21 protein-coding genes, 1 tRNA gene and 3 pseudogenes are annotated in these 20503 nt (G+C 62.9%); 8 read left to right on the top strand and 17 right to left on the bottom strand.

Translation table 11 applies throughout. The features are described from left to right. The first annotated feature begins 96 nt into the window (after positions 1-96). On the top strand, positions 97-519 hold the full coding sequence (locus ACFFNA_RS26990) for a CBS domain-containing protein (protein WP_111549151.1): 423 nt from the start codon (positions 97-99) through the stop codon (positions 517-519). A gap of 231 nt (positions 520-750) precedes the next feature. Here ACFFNA_RS26990 and ACFFNA_RS26985 read toward each other — a convergent pair whose 3' ends face one another. From ACFFNA_RS26985 to ACFFNA_RS26955, 7 genes are all read right to left on the bottom strand, one after another. Next, entirely contained in the window at positions 751-2733 is a 1983-nt protein-coding gene (locus ACFFNA_RS26985) for an acetyl/propionyl/methylcrotonyl-CoA carboxylase subunit alpha (RefSeq protein ID WP_378922983.1), read from the bottom strand. Between the two features lie 46 nt (positions 2734-2779). Then, the gene (locus ACFFNA_RS26980) at positions 2780-3157 is read right to left on the bottom strand and encodes a hypothetical protein (protein ID WP_378922981.1); all 378 of its coding nucleotides are present in this window, start codon (positions 3155-3157) and stop codon (positions 2780-2782) included. A gap of 120 nt (positions 3158-3277) precedes the next feature. Beyond that, positions 3278-3805, bottom strand: coding sequence for an O-acetyl-ADP-ribose deacetylase (locus tag ACFFNA_RS26975; RefSeq protein ID WP_378922979.1), 528 nt, complete (start codon positions 3803-3805; stop codon positions 3278-3280). Position 3806: 1 nt separating this feature from the next. Beyond that, a complete protein-coding gene (locus ACFFNA_RS26970) occupies positions 3807-5414 on the bottom strand; it encodes a carboxyl transferase domain-containing protein (protein ID WP_378922977.1) in 1608 nt (535 codons plus the stop codon). Position 5415: 1 nt separating this feature from the next. Further along, positions 5416-6579 carry an isovaleryl-CoA dehydrogenase gene (locus ACFFNA_RS26965; RefSeq protein WP_378922975.1) on the bottom strand — a complete coding sequence of 388 codons (1164 nt, stop codon included), beginning with the start codon at positions 6577-6579 and terminating at the stop codon, positions 5416-5418. 63 nt (positions 6580-6642) lie between these two features. Further along, positions 6643-7302 carry a TetR/AcrR family transcriptional regulator gene (locus ACFFNA_RS26960; RefSeq protein WP_378922973.1) on the bottom strand — a complete coding sequence of 220 codons (660 nt, stop codon included), beginning with the start codon at positions 7300-7302 and terminating at the stop codon, positions 6643-6645. A 72-nt stretch (positions 7303-7374) separates the two neighbouring features. Continuing rightward, the gene (locus tag ACFFNA_RS26955; protein WP_378922971.1) at positions 7375-7659 is read right to left on the bottom strand and encodes an acylphosphatase; all 285 of its coding nucleotides are present in this window, start codon (positions 7657-7659) and stop codon (positions 7375-7377) included. A gap of 167 nt (positions 7660-7826) precedes the next feature. Here ACFFNA_RS26955 and ACFFNA_RS26950 point away from each other — a divergent pair, with 167 nt between their 5' ends. Beyond that, a complete protein-coding gene (locus ACFFNA_RS26950; RefSeq protein WP_378922969.1) occupies positions 7827-8822 on the top strand; it encodes a bifunctional helix-turn-helix transcriptional regulator/GNAT family N-acetyltransferase in 996 nt (331 codons plus the stop codon). 17 nt (positions 8823-8839) lie between these two features. On the opposite strand, the gene ACFFNA_RS26945 is transcribed toward ACFFNA_RS26950, so the two are convergent. The 5 genes and pseudogenes from ACFFNA_RS26945 to ACFFNA_RS26925 form a co-directional block, all read right to left on the bottom strand. Further along, positions 8840-9952 (bottom strand): pyridoxal phosphate-dependent aminotransferase, encoded by a 1113-nt coding sequence (locus tag ACFFNA_RS26945; RefSeq protein WP_378922967.1) that lies wholly within the window; start codon positions 9950-9952, stop codon positions 8840-8842. A gap of 79 nt (positions 9953-10031) precedes the next feature. Next, positions 10032-10214, bottom strand: a pseudogene (locus ACFFNA_RS26940) (porin); the annotation flags it as partial. A 116-nt stretch (positions 10215-10330) separates the two neighbouring features. Beyond that, positions 10331-10594: pseudogene (locus ACFFNA_RS26935) on the bottom strand (SUMF1/EgtB/PvdO family nonheme iron enzyme); the annotation flags it as partial. A gap of 16 nt (positions 10595-10610) precedes the next feature. After that, positions 10611-10701: transfer RNA gene (locus ACFFNA_RS26930), tRNA-Ser, on the bottom strand. A 49-nt stretch (positions 10702-10750) separates the two neighbouring features. Then, complete coding sequence (locus ACFFNA_RS26925) at positions 10751-10924, bottom strand: hypothetical protein (protein WP_378922965.1); 174 nt, start codon at positions 10922-10924, stop codon at positions 10751-10753. Positions 10925-10955: 31 nt separating this feature from the next. Here ACFFNA_RS26925 and ACFFNA_RS26920 point away from each other — a divergent pair. Beyond that, positions 10956-11211, top strand: a pseudogene (locus tag ACFFNA_RS26920) (porin); the annotation flags it as partial. Between the two features lie 5 nt (positions 11212-11216). On the opposite strand, the gene ACFFNA_RS26915 reads toward ACFFNA_RS26920, so the two are convergent. Then, the gene (locus ACFFNA_RS26915) at positions 11217-12116 is read right to left on the bottom strand and encodes an alpha/beta fold hydrolase (RefSeq protein WP_378922963.1); all 900 of its coding nucleotides are present in this window, start codon (positions 12114-12116) and stop codon (positions 11217-11219) included. 157 nt (positions 12117-12273) lie between these two features. After that, entirely contained in the window at positions 12274-14304 is a 2031-nt protein-coding gene (locus tag ACFFNA_RS26910; RefSeq protein WP_378922961.1) for a lytic transglycosylase domain-containing protein, read from the bottom strand. Between the two features lie 293 nt (positions 14305-14597). On the opposite strand from ACFFNA_RS26910, the gene dapA reads away from it, so the two are divergent. From dapA to ACFFNA_RS26895, 3 genes are all read left to right on the top strand, one after another. Beyond that, entirely contained in the window at positions 14598-15479 is an 882-nt protein-coding gene (gene dapA / locus ACFFNA_RS26905) for a 4-hydroxy-tetrahydrodipicolinate synthase (protein ID WP_378923092.1), read from the top strand. 25 nt (positions 15480-15504) lie between these two features. Next, positions 15505-15984 carry an SsrA-binding protein SmpB gene (gene smpB / locus ACFFNA_RS26900; RefSeq protein ID WP_111549164.1) on the top strand — a complete coding sequence of 160 codons (480 nt, stop codon included), beginning with the start codon at positions 15505-15507 and terminating at the stop codon, positions 15982-15984. Between the two features lie 169 nt (positions 15985-16153). Continuing rightward, positions 16154-16894, top strand: a complete 741-nt coding sequence (locus ACFFNA_RS26895) for a glycoside hydrolase family 25 protein (RefSeq protein WP_111549165.1) — start codon at positions 16154-16156, stop codon at positions 16892-16894. A gap of 39 nt (positions 16895-16933) precedes the next feature. On the opposite strand, the gene ACFFNA_RS26890 is transcribed toward ACFFNA_RS26895, so the two are convergent. Then, positions 16934-17296, bottom strand: a complete 363-nt coding sequence (locus ACFFNA_RS26890; protein WP_167458837.1) for a winged helix-turn-helix transcriptional regulator — start codon at positions 17294-17296, stop codon at positions 16934-16936. Between the two features lie 112 nt (positions 17297-17408). Between ACFFNA_RS26890 and ACFFNA_RS26885 the strand changes: the two genes are divergently transcribed. After that, complete coding sequence (locus ACFFNA_RS26885; RefSeq protein ID WP_378922958.1) at positions 17409-18422, top strand: zinc-binding alcohol dehydrogenase family protein; 1014 nt, start codon at positions 17409-17411, stop codon at positions 18420-18422. 9 nt (positions 18423-18431) lie between these two features. Here the strand turns inward: ACFFNA_RS26885 and ACFFNA_RS26880 are convergent, their stop codons facing one another. Then, positions 18432-19088 (bottom strand): uracil-DNA glycosylase, encoded by a 657-nt coding sequence (locus tag ACFFNA_RS26880; protein ID WP_378922957.1) that lies wholly within the window; start codon positions 19086-19088, stop codon positions 18432-18434. Positions 19089-19099: 11 nt separating this feature from the next. Continuing rightward, positions 19100-19681: a LabA-like NYN domain-containing protein gene (locus ACFFNA_RS26875; protein ID WP_109662677.1), complete on the bottom strand. Its 582-nt coding sequence runs from the start codon at positions 19679-19681 to the stop codon at positions 19100-19102. A gap of 326 nt (positions 19682-20007) precedes the next feature. Here ACFFNA_RS26875 and rpoZ point away from each other — a divergent pair, with 326 nt between their 5' ends. Further along, the gene (gene rpoZ, locus ACFFNA_RS26870) at positions 20008-20409 is read left to right on the top strand and encodes a DNA-directed RNA polymerase subunit omega (protein ID WP_111549168.1); all 402 of its coding nucleotides are present in this window, start codon (positions 20008-20010) and stop codon (positions 20407-20409) included. Positions 20410-20503: the final 94 nt, after the last annotated feature.

Below are 20503 nucleotides of genomic sequence, written 5' to 3'. Positions count from 1 at the left end.
AAATGCGGGTCCGGATGATGGCCTCTGGCAGTCAAACCCCGCCCGCGTTAAAATGGGACAGGGGGACATTCACCAACCCAGCAAGGGAGGTCCGCCATGAAAGTCAAAGACGCAATGCATAAGGGTGTCGACTGGGTCAGCCCCGAAACCGATGTCACCGAACTGGCGAAAATTATGCGAGCCCAGGATATCGGGTCGATTCCCATTGGAGAGAACGACCGACTGATCGGAATGGTGACCGACCGCGATATTGTCTGCAAAGGACTTGCGGACGATGGTTTCGACGGCCGCACGGCAACGGCGCGCGATGTCATGACGACCGGCATTCACTGCTGCCGCGAAGACGACGATCTGGCCAAGGCCGTACAGCACATGGAAGAACTGAAAATCCGCAGGTTGCCGGTGATCAACAAGAATATGCGGATGGTCGGCATCCTTAGCGTCGGCGACGTCAGTCAGTCGGCACCGAGGGAAATGGTGTCCGAATACGTCAAGAGCGTTTCCGCCCATCACCACTGAAGGGCGGCTCGCCCGTGCCGGCGCGCTGCAGCCAGAGCGGCGGCAGAGATGTCCGGTCAACGAGGGCGACGCCGACACTTCATGCTACGCGGTCCCGCCATCGCTTCACCGAAACGCGCGCTGGCGGGACCCAGGGGCGCGTCGCGCGTCCTGGTGCCCGCCTGTGGCCAGCGCCATGCCCGCCGGCGTCCCGGCCATTTTTCTTTGCAATCCATCGTCCGCTTTCGGCTGTCAGCTTGCGGCCGCGGTCGGGGCGCTCTGGTCCTCGACGAACCGCACCAGCACCGTCCCGTCGGTGACCTGCGCTCCTTCGGTGGCGATCTCGGCGATCACTCCGTCATGCGGCGCGGCGATGGTGTGCTCCATCTTCATCGCTTCGAGGATCAGCAGCGGCTGGCCCTTGATCACCGCATCGCCCTTTGCCGCACGCACCAGCTTGACCAGCCCCGGCATCGGCGCGCGCAGGCTGCCGGCGCCTGCTGCCGCCTCATCGGCCCGCGCCAGCGGGTCCGGCACGGCGAAGGTATAGCCAACGGCGCCTTCGAACACGGTGATGTGGCCCGGCCAGCGGGCGAGGCGTGGTGTGGCGCGAAGATCATGCGAGTTGGTGTCATCATAAGGCTTGTCCAGCGCCACCTGGAACCGCCCGTCCAGCCGCATCGAAACCCTTGCCGCGATATCGATTTCGCCGAACTTCAGCCGTGTGCGCCGCGCCACGCTGTGGAAATGCGCATAGCCGGCAAGCGACGACCATGGATCGTCGGATGGCGGCGATGCTCCGGCACCTGAGGCCGCAAGCGCGGCTGCTGCAACGGTTTCGCCGCTCGGCGGCACGACTTCGGTCAGTGCCGGTTGATGCCTGGCGATCAGGCCGGTGTCGACATCGCCCGCGGCGAAGTCCGGATCGGCGGCCAGAGCGGCAAGAAAGGCGGTGTTGACGGTCGAGCCGGCGATTTCGGTTTGCGACAGTGCCGCGCCGAGCGCTTCCAGCGCCGCCTGCCTATCCTTTGCGTGGACGATCAGCTTGGCGATCATCGGGTCGTAATAGGGCGAGATGGCATCACCGGCCCGCACGCCGGTCTCGATGCGCATCGTGGCGCCTTCGGGGCTCGAGTCCGGAAACTTCAGGTGATGCAGCGTGCCAGTCGCCGGCAGGAACCCCTTTGCCGCATCCTCGGCATAGATGCGCGCTTCGAAGGCATGGCCGGCAAGCGTTATCTCGCTCTGCGTCTTCGGCAGCTTTTCGCCGCTGGCGACCCGCAACTGCCACTCGACCAGGTCGGTGCCGGTCACCATTTCGGTGACCGGGTGTTCGACCTGCAAGCGGGTGTTCATTTCCATGAACCAGAAGCGGTCGGCCTTCAGGCCCTGCGAGGCGTCGACGATGAACTCGATGGTGCCGGCGCCGGAATAATTGATCGCCTTGGCGGCTTTCACCGCCGCATCCGTCATCGCCTTGCGCAGTGCCGGCGTCATGCCGGGGGCGGGCGCTTCCTCGATCACCTTCTGGTGGCGGCGCTGCGCCGAACAGTCGCGCTCATAAAGATGCACCGCATTGCCGAAATTATCGCCGAACACCTGCACTTCGATATGTCGCGGTTTGTCGACATATTTCTCGACCAGCACGTGGTCATCACCGAAAGCAGCCTTTGCCTCGCGTCGCGCGCCGGACAGTGCCTCGGAAAACGCATCGGGATGCTCGACCCGGCGCATGCCCTTGCCGCCGCCGCCGGCGCGCGCCTTGATCAGCACGGGATAGCCGATCTCGCGCGCCTTGGAGGCCAGCAGCACGATCTCTTGCGCCTCGCCATGGTAGCCCGGCACCACCGGCACGCCGGCCTTTTCCATCAGCCGCTTGGCGGCGTCCTTCAGTCCCATGGCACGGATCGAGGCCGCCGACGGGCCGATGAAGATGAGCCCCGCCGCCACCACCTGGTCAACGAAATCGGGGTTTTCCGACAGGAAGCCGTAGCCGGGATGAATGGCTTGCGCGCCCGTCGCCAGCGCCGCAGCGACAATCTTGTCGCCGCGCAGATAACTCTCGCCAACGGGTGAGGCGCCGATGTGCACGGCCTCGTCGGCCATCTCGACATGCAGGGATTTCGCATCGGCATCCGAATAGACGGCGACGGTGCGCACGCCCAGTTTGCGCGCCGTGCGGATCACCCGACAAGCGATCTCGCCGCGATTGGCGATCAGGATCTTGGCGAACATGGAGCCTCCCGGGTTTGCCGCGGGCGGCGCCAGTCTGGCCGCCGGCTTACTTCGACGCAGCGATCGCGCAGCCGCCGCTTGCGGTCTTGACCTTCCACCTGGCGAAGCCGCTCTGACAGGCGCGCAACGCAGTTTCCTCCGCAGCCTTCTGCGAAGGTGCGTTCAGCTTCACGCTGCAGAAAATGTGGAGATCGACGACGCGCGAATAGAACGTCGTGGCGTAGGCTGAATGGCCGCTCGCCGCGATATAGGCGAGGTAGGATTTGTAGCAGGCTTCCTTCGGATCGAGCGACAAGGTCGGAGAAAACCGCTTGTCGCCCATCTTGCCTGCCAGCGATTCCGCCGAGCCGGCGCCATGTGTTGCGAATATGAGCAAACTCGCAAGTATCGAAGCAGTTGTTCGCTGGTAATATTTCAGTTTCATTTCCGCCCTGTCCCCATTGCACTGTGCAGGATGAGCGATAGCGAATATTTTGCCTCGCCGCCAGCTCTCTGGCGGTGTTTCGATGCTGCCTATGCTGGTGAATCGGTTGGTCCATACAGTTCAGCTTTTTCGCAGGGCAGCAACGGCCTGCCGGTATAGTTCCGCCATTTGGTCGTCGAAGCAGCAAAAAATGACGGTTTCCGGCATTGTTCGCTCATCGATAAACGCGCCGACCGTGTCGACAGCGATCTGCGTCGCCTCATCTTTCGGGTAGCGGTAGACACCCGTCGAGATCGCCGGAAACGCCACCGTGCGGCAGTCATTGGCGGCGGCGAGTTCGAGCGAACTGAAATAGCAGGAGGCCAGCAATTCGGCTTCGCCTTTGCCGCCGCCTTGCCAGACCGGCCCGACCGTGTGGATGATGTATCGCGCAGGCAGTTTATAGCCCTTGGTGATCTTGGCTTCGCCGACCTTGCATCCATTCAGCATGCGGCATTCGAACTCGAGCTCGCCGCCGGCCGCGCGGTGAATGGCGCCATCGACCCCGCCACCGCCGAGAAGCGAGGTGTTGGCGGCGTTGACGATGGCATCGACGGCCAGTTTGGTGATGTCGCCGGTGTGAACCTCAATCCGCGCACGGTCGTTCATGTCACATCCTGAACACGCCGAAGCGCGTCTCCTCGATCTCGGCGTTGAGCGCGGCGGACAGGCTCAGCGCCAGCACCTCGCGCGTCTTCGCCGGGTCGATGATGCCGTCGTCCCAAAGGCGGGCGGACGAGTAGAGCGGATGGCCCTCATGCTCGTATTTCATCAGGATCGGCTTCTTGAATTTCGCTTCCTCTTCGGCGCTCCATTCGCCACCCTTGCGCTCGATGCCTTCGCGCTTGACCATGGCGAGCACCGTCGCCGCCTGTTCGCCGCCCATCACCGAGATGCGGGCGTTCGGCCACATCCACAGGAAGCGCGGTGAATAGGCGCGGCCGCACATGCCGTAATTGCCGGCGCCGAACGAACCGCCAATGATGACAGTCACCTTCGGCACCCTGGCGGTGGCAACCGCCATCACCAGCTTGGCGCCATCCTTGGCGATGCCGCCCGCTTCGTATTTTCTGCCGACCATGAAGCCGGTGATGTTCTGCAGGAAAACAAGCGGGATCTTGCGCTGGCAGCATAATTCGATGAAGTGCGCGCCCTTCAATGCGCTTTCGGAAAACAGCACGCCGTTGTTGGCGATGATGCCGACCGGCATGCCATGGAGATGGGCAAAGCCGGTGATCAGCGTGGTGCCGTAGTTCTGCTTGAATTCGTCGAATTCGGAGCCGTCGACGATGCGCGCAATCACCTCGCGCGCGTCATAGGGCTGGCGCAGGTCCGTCGACACGATGCCGTAGAGCTCATCCGCAGCGTGAAGCGGCGGAATCGGTTTCTGTAAGTTAAGGCTTACGGTCTTGTTCCGATTCAGGTTTTTGACGATGCGACGACAAATGGCGAGCGCATGGTCGTCGTCCAGGGCATAGTGGTCGGCAACGCCGGAAAGCCGCGTGTGCACGTCCGCGCCGCCGAGGTCCTCGGCGCTGACGTCTTCACCCGTGGCGGCCTTCACCAGCGGCGGTCCACCAAGGAAGATGGTCGCCTGGTTGCGCACCATGATCGTCTCGTCGGACATCGCCGGCACATAGGCGCCGCCCGCCGTGCAGGAACCCATGACGCAGGCGATCTGCGGGATGCCGGCCGCCGACATGTTGGCCTGGTTGTAGAAGATACGGCCGAAATGCTCGCGATCGGGAAACACCTCGTCCTGGTTGGGCAGATTGGCGCCGCCGCTGTCGACCAGATAGATGCAAGGCAAATTGTTCTGCAGCGCGATCTCCTGCGCCCGCAAATGCTTCTTCACGGTCAGCGGATAATAAGTGCCGCCCTTCACCGTGGCGTCGTTGACGACGACCATCACCTCGGTGCCTTCGACGCGGCCGACGCCGGCGATCATGCCGGCCGACGAGATCTCCTCGCCATACATCGACCATGCGGCGAACTGGCCTATCTCGAGGAAGGGCGAGCCGACATCCAGCAACTGCGCAAGGCGGTCGCGCGGCAGGAGTTTGCCGCGGGAAACGTGGCGCTCACGCGCCTCGTCCGAGCCACCGCGCTCGACGCTTGCCGCCTTGTCCGCAATGTCGGCGACCAGTGCTCGCATGCGCTCGGCATTGGCGCGAAAGCTGTCGGAGGAGGGGGAGATCTGGGACTGGAGTACGGCCATACTACACCCCCTCCGCCATGATCTCGCGTCCGATCAGCCAGCGGCGGATTTCGCTGGTGCCGGCGCCGATTTCGTAGAGCTTGGCGTCGCGCAACAGCCTGCCGGTCGGATAGTCGTTGATATAGCCATTGCCGCCGAGCAACTGGAGAGCGTCGAGGGCCATCAGCGTTGCCTTTTCTGCAGCGAACAGCACGCAGCCGGCGGCATCCTTGCGCGACGTCTGGCCGCGATCGCAGGCGGCGGCGACGGCATAGACGTAGGCGCGCGCGGCGTTCATCGTCGTGTACATGTCGGCAAGCTTGCCTTGCACCAGCTGGAACTCGCCGATCGGCTGGCCGAACTGCTTGCGCTCGTGCACATAGGGGATCACCACGTCGAGGCACGCCGCCATCAGGCCGATCGGGCCGCCGGCGAGCACGGTGCGCTCATAGTCGAGGCCCGACATCAGCACTTCGACGCCGCGGCCTTCCTCGTGCAGCACGTTTTCGAACGGCACTTCGACATCCGAAAAAACCAGTTCGCCGGTGTTGGAGCCGCGCATGCCGAGCTTGTCGAGTTTCTGCGCCACGGAGAAACCGGCCATCGCTTTCTCGACGATGAAGGCGGTGATGCCGCGTGATTTCCGTTCCGGATCGGTCTTGGCATAGACGACCAGCGTTTCGGCGTCCGGCCCGTTGGTGATCCACATCTTGGTGCCGTTGAGCACATAGCGGTCATTGCGCTTTTCGGCGCGCAGCTTGAGCGACACGACGTCCGAGCCGGCGCCGGATTCCGACATCGCCAGCGCACCGACACACTCGCCCGAGCACAGGGCAGGGAGATATTTCTCCTTCTGCGCCGGCGTTGCCCAGCGGTTGATCTGGTTGACGCAGAGGTTGGAATGGGCGCCGTAGGAGAGGCCGACCGACGCCGAGGCGCGAGAGATCTCTTCCACCGCGATCACATGCGCAAGATAGCCCATGCCGCTGCCGCCGAAATCGGGGTCGGCGGTGATGCCGAGCAAGCCAAGTGCGCCGAGTTCGCCCCACAGATGCGCCGGGAATTCGTTCGAGCGATCGATGTCGGCGGCGATCGGCGCGATCCTGTCCTGGGCGAAGCGCCGCACCATATCGCGCAGCGCCTCGATATCCTCGTCATGCCCGAAGCTGAGCGTGTTCGTGTACATGCTTTCCTCCTGCCCGCATGACCCCGAAGATCCCTCTCGATCTTCGAAGGAGCATACGCGAAATCAAAGTGCTGCGGCGTCTCTTGCGCGTCCGAGGGCGCGCGCGCTGTCATGGGTCGTCTCGCCGTCGGTTCCTGCTCCAACGAGACGCATTGTCATTGAAAGATATGTCGCCGTCACCTCAGTTATCGACAGTCGCTCGCCGGGGCGAAACCAGACGATGACGCCGGTCATCATCTGGATCAGCGCCATGGCCGTCAGTCCGGTGTCGTCGATGCTGAAGACGCATGCCTCGGCGCCATCGCGCAGGATGGCGCGCAGCTCCTTTTCGTAAGCCGTGCGCATCCGCAATATCTGTGTCAGCCTTTCGGGCGACAGGCTACGCAATTCCATGTTCGACACATGCGTGGCGTGTCGACGCTCGATATGAAAAGCGATGTGGTTTTCGACATAGGCGGAGAGCCGCTGCACGGGATCCGCACTGATAGGGCGGGCTGTTTCCCAGGCGTCGGTCAGACCTTCCATATGCTCGCGCATAAGCGTGAACAGAAGCTCTTCCTTGGTCGGAAAATAGCGATAGAGCGCGGCTGCCTGCACACCGACTTCGGCGGCGAGCTGACGCATCGACATCGCCTCGTAGCCAAAACGCGCGATCAGATTGACTGCCGCCTCGCGAACGGCTGCCTCGGTCTTTTCGCCATCGGATCCGGTCGTACGCGCCATGTCAGCCCCTTCGCGGGACTATAATAAAACGAACGTTCAATTAATTCAAGGGCACCCGAACCAAATCCATCGTCATGCAACAATCCTGAACCCAACAAAAGCGTTTCCGGCTGCCAACTCCTCGACGTCGACCCTGGAAACCGAAGCCTCTGACGGCCCTTTCCAGAGACGCTCGATCATTGTCGAGACCGCTTCATCGAGGCCTGCAATCTGGGCCGTTACCGACCCGTCCGCTTCATTGCGAACCCAGCCCGCAAGACCAAGGTTTGTGGCTTCGCCCCGAGCCCAGAGTCTGAAGCCGACGCCTTGCACATGGCCGTAGACGCGCGCCCGCACTTCCCTGCGATGACCAGCCATGAATCTCTCCAAGCCTGTCTCCTTGGAATCTGGCGCATGGCGCAGGGAATGCAACCTGAGAATTGAGCGAACGATGCAATAGCTGGGCTCTCTGGCCTTTGAAAATTAATTGACTCAGTCCATTAATTTTTGGAAAATGGAGCTGCCTTGTCGGGAGTTGGATGCAAATGTTGGACGAACGCAACGCATTGGTGGCGCAGATCCGCCACTTCAACCGATTCTATACCCGCACCGTCGGCCTTCTCGACGAGACCTTGACCCAGAGCGCGTTCACCTTGACCGAGGCGCGCGTGCTGTTCGAACTGGGCCATCACAGCCGCCCGGCTTCGGCCGAAATCGCCGGCGAACGCGGTTTCCTGGCCGGAGCATTTCGGCTGGAGAACGGCCCGGCGGCCTCCGAAATCGCCAGGCAATTGCGTGTCGATGCCGCCTATCTGACGCGGATTCTGCGCAAGTTTGCCGGCGAGGTGCTAACCGAGGCCCGAACGGATCCGGCCGACCGACGCCGAAGGGTTCTCTCGCTGACGCCGAGGGGCGAGGCCGCGCTTGCGAGGCTTCAGGCGGCGGCTGATCGGGACACGGCGCGGCTGATCGAAAGCGTACCCGACGACAGGCTGCACGAACTGGGCAGCGCGTTGCGCAAGGCCGGGGAATTGCTGGGTGATCCTGTCGGTGAAAACGGCGAGGTGACGCTGCGGCCGCATCGCGTCGGCGACGTCGGCTGGGTCGTGCAGCGGCAGGCCCAGCTCTACGCCGATGAATATGGCTGGAGCATCGAGTTCGAAGCCATGCTCGCCGAGATCGGCGCCGATTTCATCCGCAATTTCGTGCCTGGCCGTGATTTCTGCTGGATCGCCGAGCGCGGCGGCGAGGAGCCAGTTGGCGCGGTGTTCCTGGTTCATCTGGACGACGAGGTGGCCAAGCTGAGGATGCTGCATGTCGAGGCGGCGGCGCGCGGCCTGGGCATCGGCAAACGCCTGGTCGCGGAATGCGTGAGCCAGGCCCGCGCTTGCGGCTACAAGCGGCTGGTGCTGTGGACCAACGACATCCTCGTCGCGGCGCGCGCGATCTATGAGCGTGCCGGCTTCAGGCTGATCTCGGAGGAGCACCACCACAGTTTCGGCAAGGAATTGACCGGCCAGACCTGGGAGCTGGATTTGTAGCGCGATCCGGCCCTGTCCTAATTCCCCCGTGCGGCCGCCAATGCTCCCGGAAGTTCCTCGGCGAAAATGTCGAGCTCATGGTCGAGGCCGACGCTGACGCGGATGCAGCGGTCGAGCACTGGCACCATCGGCTTGCGGATGAAGACGTCGCGTGACAGCAGGCCCTGCAGCACTTTCAGCGCGAAGGCGCCATCGCCACCACAGTCGATGGTGACGAAATTGGTTGCCGAGGCCAGCGGCTTCAGCCCGTTCTGCTCGGCTATGCCGGCGATGCGTCGGCGGCCGGCCGCGACCCGCGCCACCACGCTCTGCAGATAATCCTGATCGGCAAGCGCCTCGACGCCGGCGATCTGCGCCATGCGGCTGACGCCGTAATGGTTGCGGATCTTCTCGAAATCGCGGATCACCTGGGCTTCGGCCACCGCATAGCCGCAGCGTATGCCGGCGAGCCCATAGGCCTTCGAAAATGTGCGCATGCGGATGACGTTTGGCCGCGAGATATCGATCGGCGGCAGCGCCGAGGCCGGTCCGAGTTCGCCATAGGCCTCGTCGAGCACCAGCATGGTGGTTTCCGGCAGCGCTTCGATGAAGCGGATGAGCTCGTCCGCCTCCCACCAGCTGCCCATCGGATTGTCCGGATTGGACAGGTAGACCAGCGGCGCCCTTTCCCTGCGCACCGCAGCGAGCAGGCCGTCCAGGCTTTCCCTGTCGTTCTCATAGGGGACAGTGACCAGCCGCCCGCCGGCCCCGGCAACATGGAAGTTGAAGGTCGGATAGGCGCCAAGCGACGTGACCACGGCATCGCCGGGCGCCACATACATGCGCGCCACCAGGCTGAGCAGGCCGTCTATGCCTTCACCGACCACGACGTTCTCGACCTTCACGCCGTGATGCGCGGCGGCCGCCACTTTCAGATCGTGATTGTCGGGATCGCAATACATCCACATGTCGCGGGCAATTCCGGCCATGCGCTCGATGACGCGCGGCGAAGGACCAAAACTGCTCTCATTGGCGCCGATGCGGGCGCGAAAAGCGCGGCCGCGCTCACGCTCCCGCGCTTCGGGACCGACAAACGGCACCGTCGAGGGAAGCGCTGCGACGAGCGGCGTGAGGGGAGGGCGTTGGTGCATGGTGGAAGCTCGCTTAAAAGGGCTTTCTTGCTAGCGCGCCGGATGGGCGCGCGCAAGTTGCCGATCAAGCGGCGCTCCAATGCAAAAAACCGACTTCGGCCGTGACGGTGAAGCCGGGGACGATGTCGTAGGCTACGTTTTCTGCAACGCCGACGTTCTTCCGGTTGTCAGCAGACACCTGAGCGTTGAACGAGGTCTTCTTGTTGAACTTGCGGGTGCCGCCGCCCCACACCGCCCAGTTGCCGCCCCACTGCTTGTAGCGGTCGGTCGCCTTCACGACCGCCTGCGCGTTGACTCAGACTTAGCCATTACTTTCCCTTTACGCTCTCGGGCCGACCTCTCCGGCGGGATGCTCGCCGCGCGTGGAGCAAATTGCCATCACGCCGAACGTACGATGCAACGGAAACCGAGGTGGCATGTGGAGGTGTCTACAGGTTGCGCCATGCGCGCGGCCGGCCGGTAACGCCGGCAGTAGCTGGGAGCGCACAGGAAAGACCCGCCCTTGGTCACCTTTCGCGGGATCCTGACGTCGAGCGTCAGCGGGTCGTAGCTCGCCTCGCGCTCACCGCCACGCGGATTGGTCATCGTGCAGCAAGGGCTCTCGATGCAGCGGTGCTCCTGGTACCAGTCAGTCGTCCACTGCCCAAGCAGGCAGGAATGGCGGAGAGGATGGGATTCGAACCCACGAGAAGCTTTTGACCTCTACTCCCTTAGCAGGGGAGCGCCTTCGACCACTCGGCCACCTCTCCGTTGCGCCGCTGGATAAAGAAAAGCGCCGGCACAATCAACAAGCCCGCGTCATAATAACGAAAATAAGAACGCACCGAACCGCAGTTTTTCCGCGATGCGGCGGTTCTGCGGCGATTCCCTGGCTGGCGACTCGGGGCCTTGCCTTGATTCCATCGGACGATCGGCGCGGTGCGCATCTTTTTCGGCAGTGGGGATGAGGCAGGGAACGCTGTCCTTCAGCAACGAATACCCAGACCCGTTTTTTAACTTTTGACTGGGGTTAGAAAATGAACATCCTCTTCTCGGCTCCGCTGCGGCCCTGATCGCAGTTTTCGGTGCGCGCGCCGCCGTCGTTGTCGCCGAGCCGGAACCTGCTGAATACGTCAAGATTTGCGACGTCTACGGCGCTGGCTACGTCTACCATCCGGCACCGAACCCTGCCTGCGCATCGGGGGCATGTCCGTTGGGATGCTTCCGCTGCTGCGGTTGGCTCGTTCGACGGGCGGCAGGCCACCGACCATCAGGATGGAAGCGTTTACTTTGGGTTATTCTCTCGCTCAACCCGATCAAGAAACGCCGCGATGGCGTCCGGCAAGTCGCTGGTCTCGAGGAATGGCGCATGGCCCTGGCCCTCGACATTGATCGTTTCCATCATGGAATGATGCACTCGCATCTGCCGCAGTGTGTCCGTCGACAGCAATCTCGAATTGGCGCCGCGTATGGTGAGCAATGGGATCGCGCCCAACGCGTCGAATTGCGGCCATAGCGACGGCAAAGGCTGCGTCAGATCAAGACCCGAAACGATGTCGACCAGCTTCGGGTCGAAATCCGGCAACAGGCCTTGATCCGTCTCGCGGTTGAGCGCCCGTACCATCCGTGCCCAATCTGCGTCAGTGAGAGCGGAAAAGTCCTGGCCGTGAACGCTGCGCTGGGCATCCACGGCCTCGGCGAAGGTCCTGGGCTTCGGCGCGCGTTCAAGATAGGACTGAATGTGGGCGAGACCGACTGCCTCGATCACCGGCCCGATGTCGTTGAAAACAATGGCTTTCAGGACAGCCGGCTGCGTCATGCCGAGCACATGGATGATCAGCCCGCCGCGTGATGTGCCGATGAAGGCGGCCGCCTCTATTCCCAATGCGGCAAGCCCGGCAAGAATGTCGCCAGCTTCAACGCCGACATTGTAGTGGCTGATATCGGCATCGTAGGCGGACTGCCCGCGCCCGCGGTAATCGAAGGCAACCACCTTACGCGGAACCTGCGCTCGCGTCGAAAGATGGAGCGCGAGCTCATGAAAATCCCGCGCATTGCGGGTCAGGCCGGGTAGGCAGACGACTGGCCAGTGTCCGGAATTCGCTTCGCCATAGATGCGGGCGTGAAGTCTTAACCCATCCGGCGCGCTGTAGAAAAAGTCCGAAAAACCTTCACTGCTCGACATCTGGATTCTCTCCGCCGGTGCGTCAGCCGACTGCTACAGGCGAGGGCGGGGATGGTCAAATCGGGAAGGCGCTACAGCACCTTCGAGATGTCGGAGGGACAGAGGGGGGCGCGAAGGATCGCCAGCCTTTGGCTTATCCTGTCACCTCATCGGTCGGTCAGTTCCGCCCGTTCACCAGATCTCCAACGATGTCGTATCTGCCGGAAATACGCATCTTGTAGACCTCGTAATTCTCCATCACGCGCTGCACGTAACTTCTTGTTTCCGTGTAAGGAATCCGCTCTACCCAGTCGACGACGGTGTCGATGTCCTTGCCGCGCGGGTCGCCGTATTTCGCTACCCACTGGCTGGCACGGTTGGGACCGGCATTGTAGCCGGCGAAGGTCAGCACATAGGAGCCGTTGAAGCAGTCGAGCTGCTCGCCAAGGAAGGCCGAACCAAGCGTCGCGTTGTAACCGGCGTCGGTGGTCAGTCGTGTTTGCGAGAATTGCAATCCGGCCTTCTTCGCCAATTGCTTGGCGGTGCCGGGCATCAGTTGCAGCAGCCCGCGCGCGCCTGCGCTCGACACGGCGCCGATGTTGAACTCGCTTTCCTGGCGGGCGATCGCATAGGCCAGCGCCTTGCCAGAACCGGAAATGTTGGCCGAATCGGGAATGACGCCGAGCGGATGCGACAGCGCGCCGACATCGATGCCGCGCGCCCCGGCGATCTTGCCGACTTTCAGCGCCATGAAATGGTTGCCCTGCTTTTCCGCCAAGACAGCGAGCAGCGCCAGTTCGCCGGGGCTGGTCAACTGCCCGGCAAGGTCGCGATAGAGCGTTTCGGCATAGCGGTCGTAGCCGGCCTCCTGCAGCCGCTTGATGGCGCTGACGGCCTCGCGGCCGGCAAAATTCTGCCGGTCGGCGGCATCAGGCTGCGGGTAGACGATGTTCAGCGCCTGCCGGCCGACGCGTTCGGCGGCAAGCTGGCCGTAAAATGTCGTGCCGTAGGCAGCGGCGCGCGCAAAATAGTCTTTGGCGTTGCCCGGGCCACCGACTTCCGCCGCACGGCCGAGCCAGTAGTAGGCGCGCGACAGGGTCATCGGTCCCTGGGCGAGGTCGGCGATGAGCGCAAAATGCGTTGCCGCGGTTTTTGGATCGTTCAGACCACGCAGCGCATACCAACCGGCATGGAACTCGGCCTCCGCCGCATTGGTGGCGCTTTCGGCGGCATGCGTGGCGACGATCCGGTATGCCGTCTTCATGTCGCCCTGGTCGACCAGTTCGCGCGACAACACCCGGCGCTCGACCCACCAGGCGTCCGGATCGACCAAAGCTTCGCGATCGGTCGGTGCCTGCAACACAACAGCCGCGGCGTCGGCAAAATTCTCTTGCTTGCGCAGATATTCGGCCTGCGCGAAAAAATAGCCGGCCGAACGCTGCGCCGCCGGCACTGCCTTCAGCAGTTTCGGCGCGTTCTTGTCGCCACGGTCGGCTGCCGCCCAGGCATCGGCAAGCTGCTGGGCACCGGCGAGGCCGGCGACGCGCTGTGCGGAATTCACCCGATCGGCATAGAACATGCGCTCCATGCGAAAACGGTGGTCGGCGGCAGGGATAAGGCTGCCGAATTCCTTGAGCAGCGCCGTCTCGTCCTTGGCCTCCAGGATCGCGGTGCGCCAGAATGGCGACAGCACCGAACGTGCCGCCTTGGCATTGCCCGACGCCACATAGGCGCGGGCGAGAACCATTACGCCTTCGAATGTCTGCGGCTGGCTGCCGTCGAACGCCCGAATAACGGTATCGGGGGCAGGGTTCTCGCGATAGAGCGCGCGCTCGCTGTTCTTGCGCAAGGCGACGGTGCCCGGCCAGTTGGGCAGCATCTTCGCGGCGGCGGCAATATCGCCGCTCGGAACCTTGTCGCCGCCGTAAAGCGCGATCGCCCAGGCAAGGATATGCTGATCGAGCGAGTGGCCGGGAAGGGCATCACGCACGGCGCGGGCGCCGGGAATGTCGCCAGCCGCCAGCGCATCCAGCCCGCTTTTCAACAGGGCGACGCTGGGCGAGGCATCCTGTTGCGCCTCGGCCTGCAGGCCTGGCATCGGGATGGTCGAGGTGACCTGCACATCGACGCTGCCGCCGATCGCCATGCCCGGCATCAGCGCGAGCGTGGCGCCAAGCAGCGCGAAGAGGTGAGGCCGACTGGTCGGCATGGTCTTTACGTCTTTCGTTGTCCTGGCATTCCACCAGCAATGCGTGACGCTTCGAAGGCTAGACCTAGGTCGTGAAGAGCCCGTAAACAAAGAGTTAGCGAGGTCGTTCGATTTGCGCCTGCTGGCACCATGGCAATGCTTGCCGCGCAACAATGTCGAGACTATGGTGCGCCGCTTCGCTTTCGGCTAGAAGGCGCGCACAAACAAAACACCGATGCATGTCGCCTAAAAGTGGGTACCGGTTTTGGGACAACGACATGCATAAACAAAGAAGTGCCAAGGAGTTGGACGACATGCTGAGAGGCTCGCTTACTGCGCTCGTGACACCGTTCGAAAAGAGCGGGCGTTTCGACGAGAAAGCCTTTCGCGCGTTCGTCGAGTGGCAGATCGCCGAGGGCACGACCGGCCTGGTCCCGGTCGGCACGACTGGCGAGTCGCCGACGCTGTCGCATGACGAGCACCGCCATGTCGTCAAGGTCTGCATCGAGGTGGCCAGGGGCCGCGCCCCGGTGGTTGCCGGCGCGGGCTCCAACAACACCGAGGAAGCGGTCGGGCTGGTGCAATATGCCGAGAAGGCCGGCGCGGACGCTGCACTTGTCGTCACGCCCTATTACAACAAGCCGACCCAGCGCGGCCTCTACGCGCATTTCGCCGCCGTCGCCAAGGCAACCAGCCTGCCGATCATCATCTACAACATCCCGCCGCGCTCGGTCATCGACATGAGCCCGGAGACGATGGGCCAGCTGGTGCACGACTTCAAGAACATCATCGGCGTCAAGGATGCCACCGGCAAGGTCGAGCGGGTTTCCGAGCAGCGCGCCACGTGCGGCAAGGATTTCATCCAGCTTTCGGGTGAGGACGCTTCGGCGCTTGGCTTCAACGCGCATGGCGGCGTCGGCTGCATTTCGGTGACGTCGAATGTCGCGCCGCGGCTCTGCGCCGAATTCCAGGAAGCAACGCTTTCCGGCGACAGCGCCAAGGCGCTGGAATTGCAGGACCGCCTGCTGCCGCTGCACAAGGCGATCTTCCTCGAGCCCGGCGTTTCCGGCGCGAAATATGCGCTGTCGAAGCTGGGCAAGGTCGAGAACGTGCTGCGTTCGCCGCTCATGACGGTCGAACAGTCGACCGCCGACAAGATCGATGCGGCGATGAAGCACGCCGGCTTGATAAACTAGGGATGAGGCGCCACCTCTCCACATCATGAATCAAGTCAGAAAAGCCGATCCCAACAACAAGACCGTTGCGGAAAACCGCAAGGCGCGGTTTTCCTATGAGGTGCTCGACACGATCGAGACCGGCCTGGTGCTGACTGGCACCGAGGTCAAGTCGCTACGCCAGGGCCAGGCCAACATCCAGGATAGCTATGCCTCGGTCGAAGGCGGCGAGATCTGGCTGATCAACTCCTATCTGCCGGAGTATCTGCAGGCCAACCGCTTCAACCACGAGCCGCGCCGGCGCCGCAAACTCCTGCTCAACAAGCGCGAGATGGCCAAGCTGGCGCAGAGCGTCGACCGCGAAGGCATGACGCTGGTGCCGCTAAAGATCTATTTCAACGATCAGGGCCGCGCCAAGCTGCTGCTCGCCGTCGGCCGCGGCAAGAAGCTGCACGACAAGCGCGAGACCGAGAAGCAACGCGACTGGTCGCGCGAAAAAGGCCGGCTGATGAAGGAGCGTGGGTGAGGAGCGGTCCGCCAAGCGGACGAAAAGCCAACGATTTGGCTTCTCGAGCGACGATCGGTGAAGGCCCGGTCCGCCTTCGGGGCGGATCAAAAGGTCCAGTGGACCTTTTGAAGGGACTGAACGCCCGAAGGGCAGGGAGACATAGCGAAGGGCTGGGTATCCCAAAAGAATGATTCTAAGGAGCCGGATCGTCCTTTGGGGTTTAGCCAGCCTGGTTTTGGTGTGTTTCATCGCTGCGGGCGGCTATCTCTATTTCAGGGCATTCTCGCCAGACCGCGGCAAATATCCGGTCAGGGGCATCGACGTCTCCCATCATCAGGGCCAGATCGACTGGCGGCGCGTTGCCGCCGACGATGTCGCCTTTGCCGTCATCAAGGCGACCGAAGGCGGCGATCATGTCGACGATGCCTTTGCAAGGAATCTGGAAGAGGCCCGCGCCGCCGGTCTCGCCGTCGGCGCCTATCATTTCTTCACCTTCTGTCGGCCTGGCGCCGACCAGGCGAAGAATTTCATCTCGGTGGTGCCGCACGATCAGCCCTTGCTGCCGCCGGTCGTCGACATCGAGTTCGGCGGCAATTGTCCACAGCGGCCAACGCCCGAGCAACTGAGCGCCGAACTCGCCGCGTTCCTTGCTCCAGTCGAGGCCACGTTCGGCAAGCCGGCGATTGTCTACCTGACTGACGAGGCTGAGCAGGCCTATGCCGGGCGCATCGCTGCCCGGCCGCTCTGGCTTCGCTCATTGCTGCTGCAGCCGGATCGCGACGACTGGGTCTACTGGCAGTACCACAACAAAGGGCGCGTCGACGGCATCAACGGCGATGTCGATCTCAATGTGCTGCAGGGCGGACCGGCTGTGTTGGCCGCGCTGTCTGCAGCATCACCGGGATCGATCCCTCCGGAAGCCAAGTGATCCCCGTGAACCCATCCAGGGACCTCGCTCGCCGCCGCTTCATGCCGCGGCCTGGGAAACCTCCGGCGCGAGCGTCACATTGGCATCGCCCCAGATTTTCAGGGCGGTGATCACCGGTTCCAGGCTTCTGCCGCGCGGCGTCAGGCTGTATTCCACCTTCGGCGGCACTTCCGCATAGATCTTGCGGGCAATCAGTCCATCGGCTTCCAGTTCGCGGAGCTGGTTGGTCAACATGCGCTGCGTGCAGTTCGGAATGCGCCGGCGTATCTCGTTAAAGCGCAGCGTGCCCTCGAACAGATGGTAGAGCACGACGCCTTTCCATTTTCCGTCGATGTAGCGGAGCGTTCCCTCAACGGTGCAGCCGGGGCTGCAATCGAATCGCTCATGGCGAATGCGCGGCATGACGGTATCCTTTTCGACACTATGTGCTTTATATGTGCATTCTTGCGCCTGCGGCACATAATCCGCATCTCTGCTCCGAACAATGCTCAACAGCAATCGCGGAGACCAAAAAATGCGCGCCGTCGGCTATCAAATCCCAGCCCCCATCACCGATGGGGCCTCCCTGGTCGACATCGACTTGCCCAAGCCGAAACCGAAAGGCCGTCAGCTGCTGGTCGAGGTGAAGGCAATCTCGGTCAATCCGGTCGACACCAAGGTGCGGCAAAGCGCCAGGCCCGAAGCCGGAGCGTGGCGTGTGCTCGGCTGGGACGCCGCCGGCCGGGTCGTCGCGACCGGTCCGGACGCCAGCCTGTTCAAGGCGGGCGACGATGTCTTCTATTCCGGCGCCCTGGCGCCACAAGGCACCAATGCCGAGTTCCACCTTGTCGATGAGCGTCTTGTCGGCCGCAAACCCGGCTCGCTCGGCTATGCGCAGGCAGCGGCGCTGCCGTTGACGGCGGTCACCGCCTGGGAGGCTCTGTTCGACCGCCTCGATGTCAGGAAGCCTGTCGCGGGCGCGGCGAAAGCCATCCTGATCATTGGTGGCGCCGGCGGTGTCGGCTCGATCGCGGTGCAGCTTGCGCGCCAACTGACCGATCTGACGGTGATCGCCACCGCATCGCGGCCCGAGACACGCGACTGGGCGCTTGGGCTCGGCGCTCATCATGTCGTCGATCATTCCAGGCCGCTCGCCGCCGAAGTCGCAGCCCTTGGCATCGGCGCACCAGCCTTTGTGTTCTCGACAACCAACACCGACCGGCACCTGGCCGAGATCGCCGAATTGATCGCGCCGCAAGGCCGTTTCGGACTGATCGACGATCCCAAATCGCTCGACATCAATCCGTTCAAGCGCAAGAGCGTGTCTGTGCATTGGGAGTTCATGTTCACCCGCTCGATGTTCGAGACGCAGGACATGGCCGCGCAGGGCGAGCTCCTCAACGAATTGGCCCGGCTTGTTGACGCCGGGACCATCCGCACCACACTGGGCGAGACCTTCGGTCCTATCAATGCCGCCAATCTGAAGCGCGCCCATGCGCTGATCGAGACCGGCAAGGCCAAGGGCAAGATCGTGCTGGAAGGGTTCTGAAGGGCAGCGCTATTTCCGCAGGAACGCCGCGATCTCGCGGAAGACGCTGACGAACATCGCTTCGGTCAGCACACCGGTGTTGGTGTTGTAGCGCGAGCAATGATAGCTCGAAAACAGCGTGATGCCCCCGGCCGGCAGCTGCCCGCCATGCTTGAACGGATAGGCGGCGACGCGCCCACCCAGCGCGCGCACCGTCGACTGGTGCGCGATCGATCCCAGCGCCAGCACGGCGCGCAAATTGGGAAAGCGGGCAATCGTCGGCACCAGGAACGTCCGGCATGTGGCAATCTCGGCACCCACTGGCTTGTTCTCCGGCGGCACGCAGCGCACCGCATTGGTGATTGCCGTGCCGACCAGCTCCAGCCCGTCATCCGGCCGCGCCTTGAACTCGCCGCGCGCAAAACCGTGCGAAATCAACGTCGAGTAGAGCAGGTCTCCGGCATAGTCGCCGGTGAAGGGCCGTCCGGTGCGGTTGGCGCCGCGCAGGCCGGGCGCCAGCCCGACGATCAGAAGCCGGACGGCATCGTCGCCATCGGGTGGCAGGAAGGTCGGCACCGGCGCGTTGAACCAGGACGGCTCGCGTTGCCGCCATTCGGCGATGAAATCATGCAGCCGCGGGCAGAGCGGGCAGTCGCGGCCGGGTTCGGAGGGGGAAAGGGCGGTCAAGGCGACCGGCCTCAGTAGTCGTCCTCGTCGACTTCGGCCGGCTCGGGCCTGCGCGCCGGCCGCTCGGACGGATCGCGACCGACCTCGTTCTTCAGCGTCGTCAGGTCGATGAAATGGTCGGCCTGGCGGCGCAGATCATCGCTGATCATCGGCGGTTGAGAGGCCATGGTCGAGACGATCGACACCTTGCGGCCGCGCCGCTGCAGCGCCTCGACCAGCGTGCGGAAATCGCCGTCGCCGGAAAAGATGACATAGTGGTCGACGACATCGGCGAGTTCCAGCGCATCGACCGTGAGTTCGATGTCCATATTGCCCTTGATCTTGCGGCGACCGGTCGAGTCGGTAAATTCCTTGGCCGGCTTGGTGACCACCTTGAAGCCGTTGTAATCGAGCCAGTCGATCAGTGGACGGATCGAGGAGTATTCCTGATCCTCGACCAGTGCGGTGTAGTAGTAAGCGCGCAGCAGATAGCCACGCTTCTGGAAGCTCGACAGAAGCTTGCGATAGTCGATGTCGAAGCCGAGCGCGCGCGACGTCGCGTAGAGATTGGCGCCGTCGATGAATAGGGCGATTTTTTCACGAGGGTCGAACATGGAAAATAGTCCTTTTCGAAATAAACGGCCGTCTAACGAAATGCGATAGCGACTATCGGTCAGGCTCATAATAAACCGGCTGACCTTCGCGCCATCCGAGATAACGCCAGTTTCGCGGCAATCCAAGGGCGGTTGCCGCACTGCAAGCAATTGTGATCGAGGCGCCGAACCCATGAATGCAGCCTGGTTTTGCCAAATCGGGTGTTTAAACGAGGGATTGAGCGCCCTGCGACCCCGCCATTGCCATGATGCTTGTATTTTGGCGGCGTTCGGGTTAAGGACCGCGCCTGATTTCCATCAAATCCATCGCATGAAAGGGGCAATCCATGGCCCGCGTAACCGTTGAAGATTGCATCGACAAGGTCGACAACCGCTTCGAGCTGGTGCTCCTTGCCGGCCATCGCGCCCGCCAGATCAGCCAGGGCGCGCCGATCACCGTGCCGCGTGACAACGACAAGAACCCGGTCGTGGCGCTGCGCGAGATCGCCGACGAGACACTGTCGCCCGACGATCTCAAGGAAGACCTGATCCACTCGCTGCAGAAGCACGTCGAGGTCGACGAGCCCGAAGCCGATGGCGAGGCGATTGCCGACCAGACCAGCGGCGCCGTCGCGGCCAGCGATGCCGATGACACCGAGGAGAACATCACCTTCGACCGGATGACCGAGGAAGATCTCCTCGCCGGCATCGAGGGCCTGGTGCCCCCGGAAAAGAGCGACGACTACTAAGCGAACCTCTGTTGCGGAGGTCGCTGGAATAATCTTCCGCACTTCCGTATCGGCAGTTTCGTGGCTATCTATGACATGCGCCGTACAGCAGTGC

This window comes from Mesorhizobium kowhaii (assembly GCF_042431665.1).
Classification (GTDB): Bacteria; Pseudomonadota; Alphaproteobacteria; order Rhizobiales; family Rhizobiaceae; genus Mesorhizobium; species Mesorhizobium kowhaii.
The sequence above is the reverse complement of the archived record's forward strand: the minus strand, read 5'-3'. Positions and strand labels throughout refer to the sequence as shown.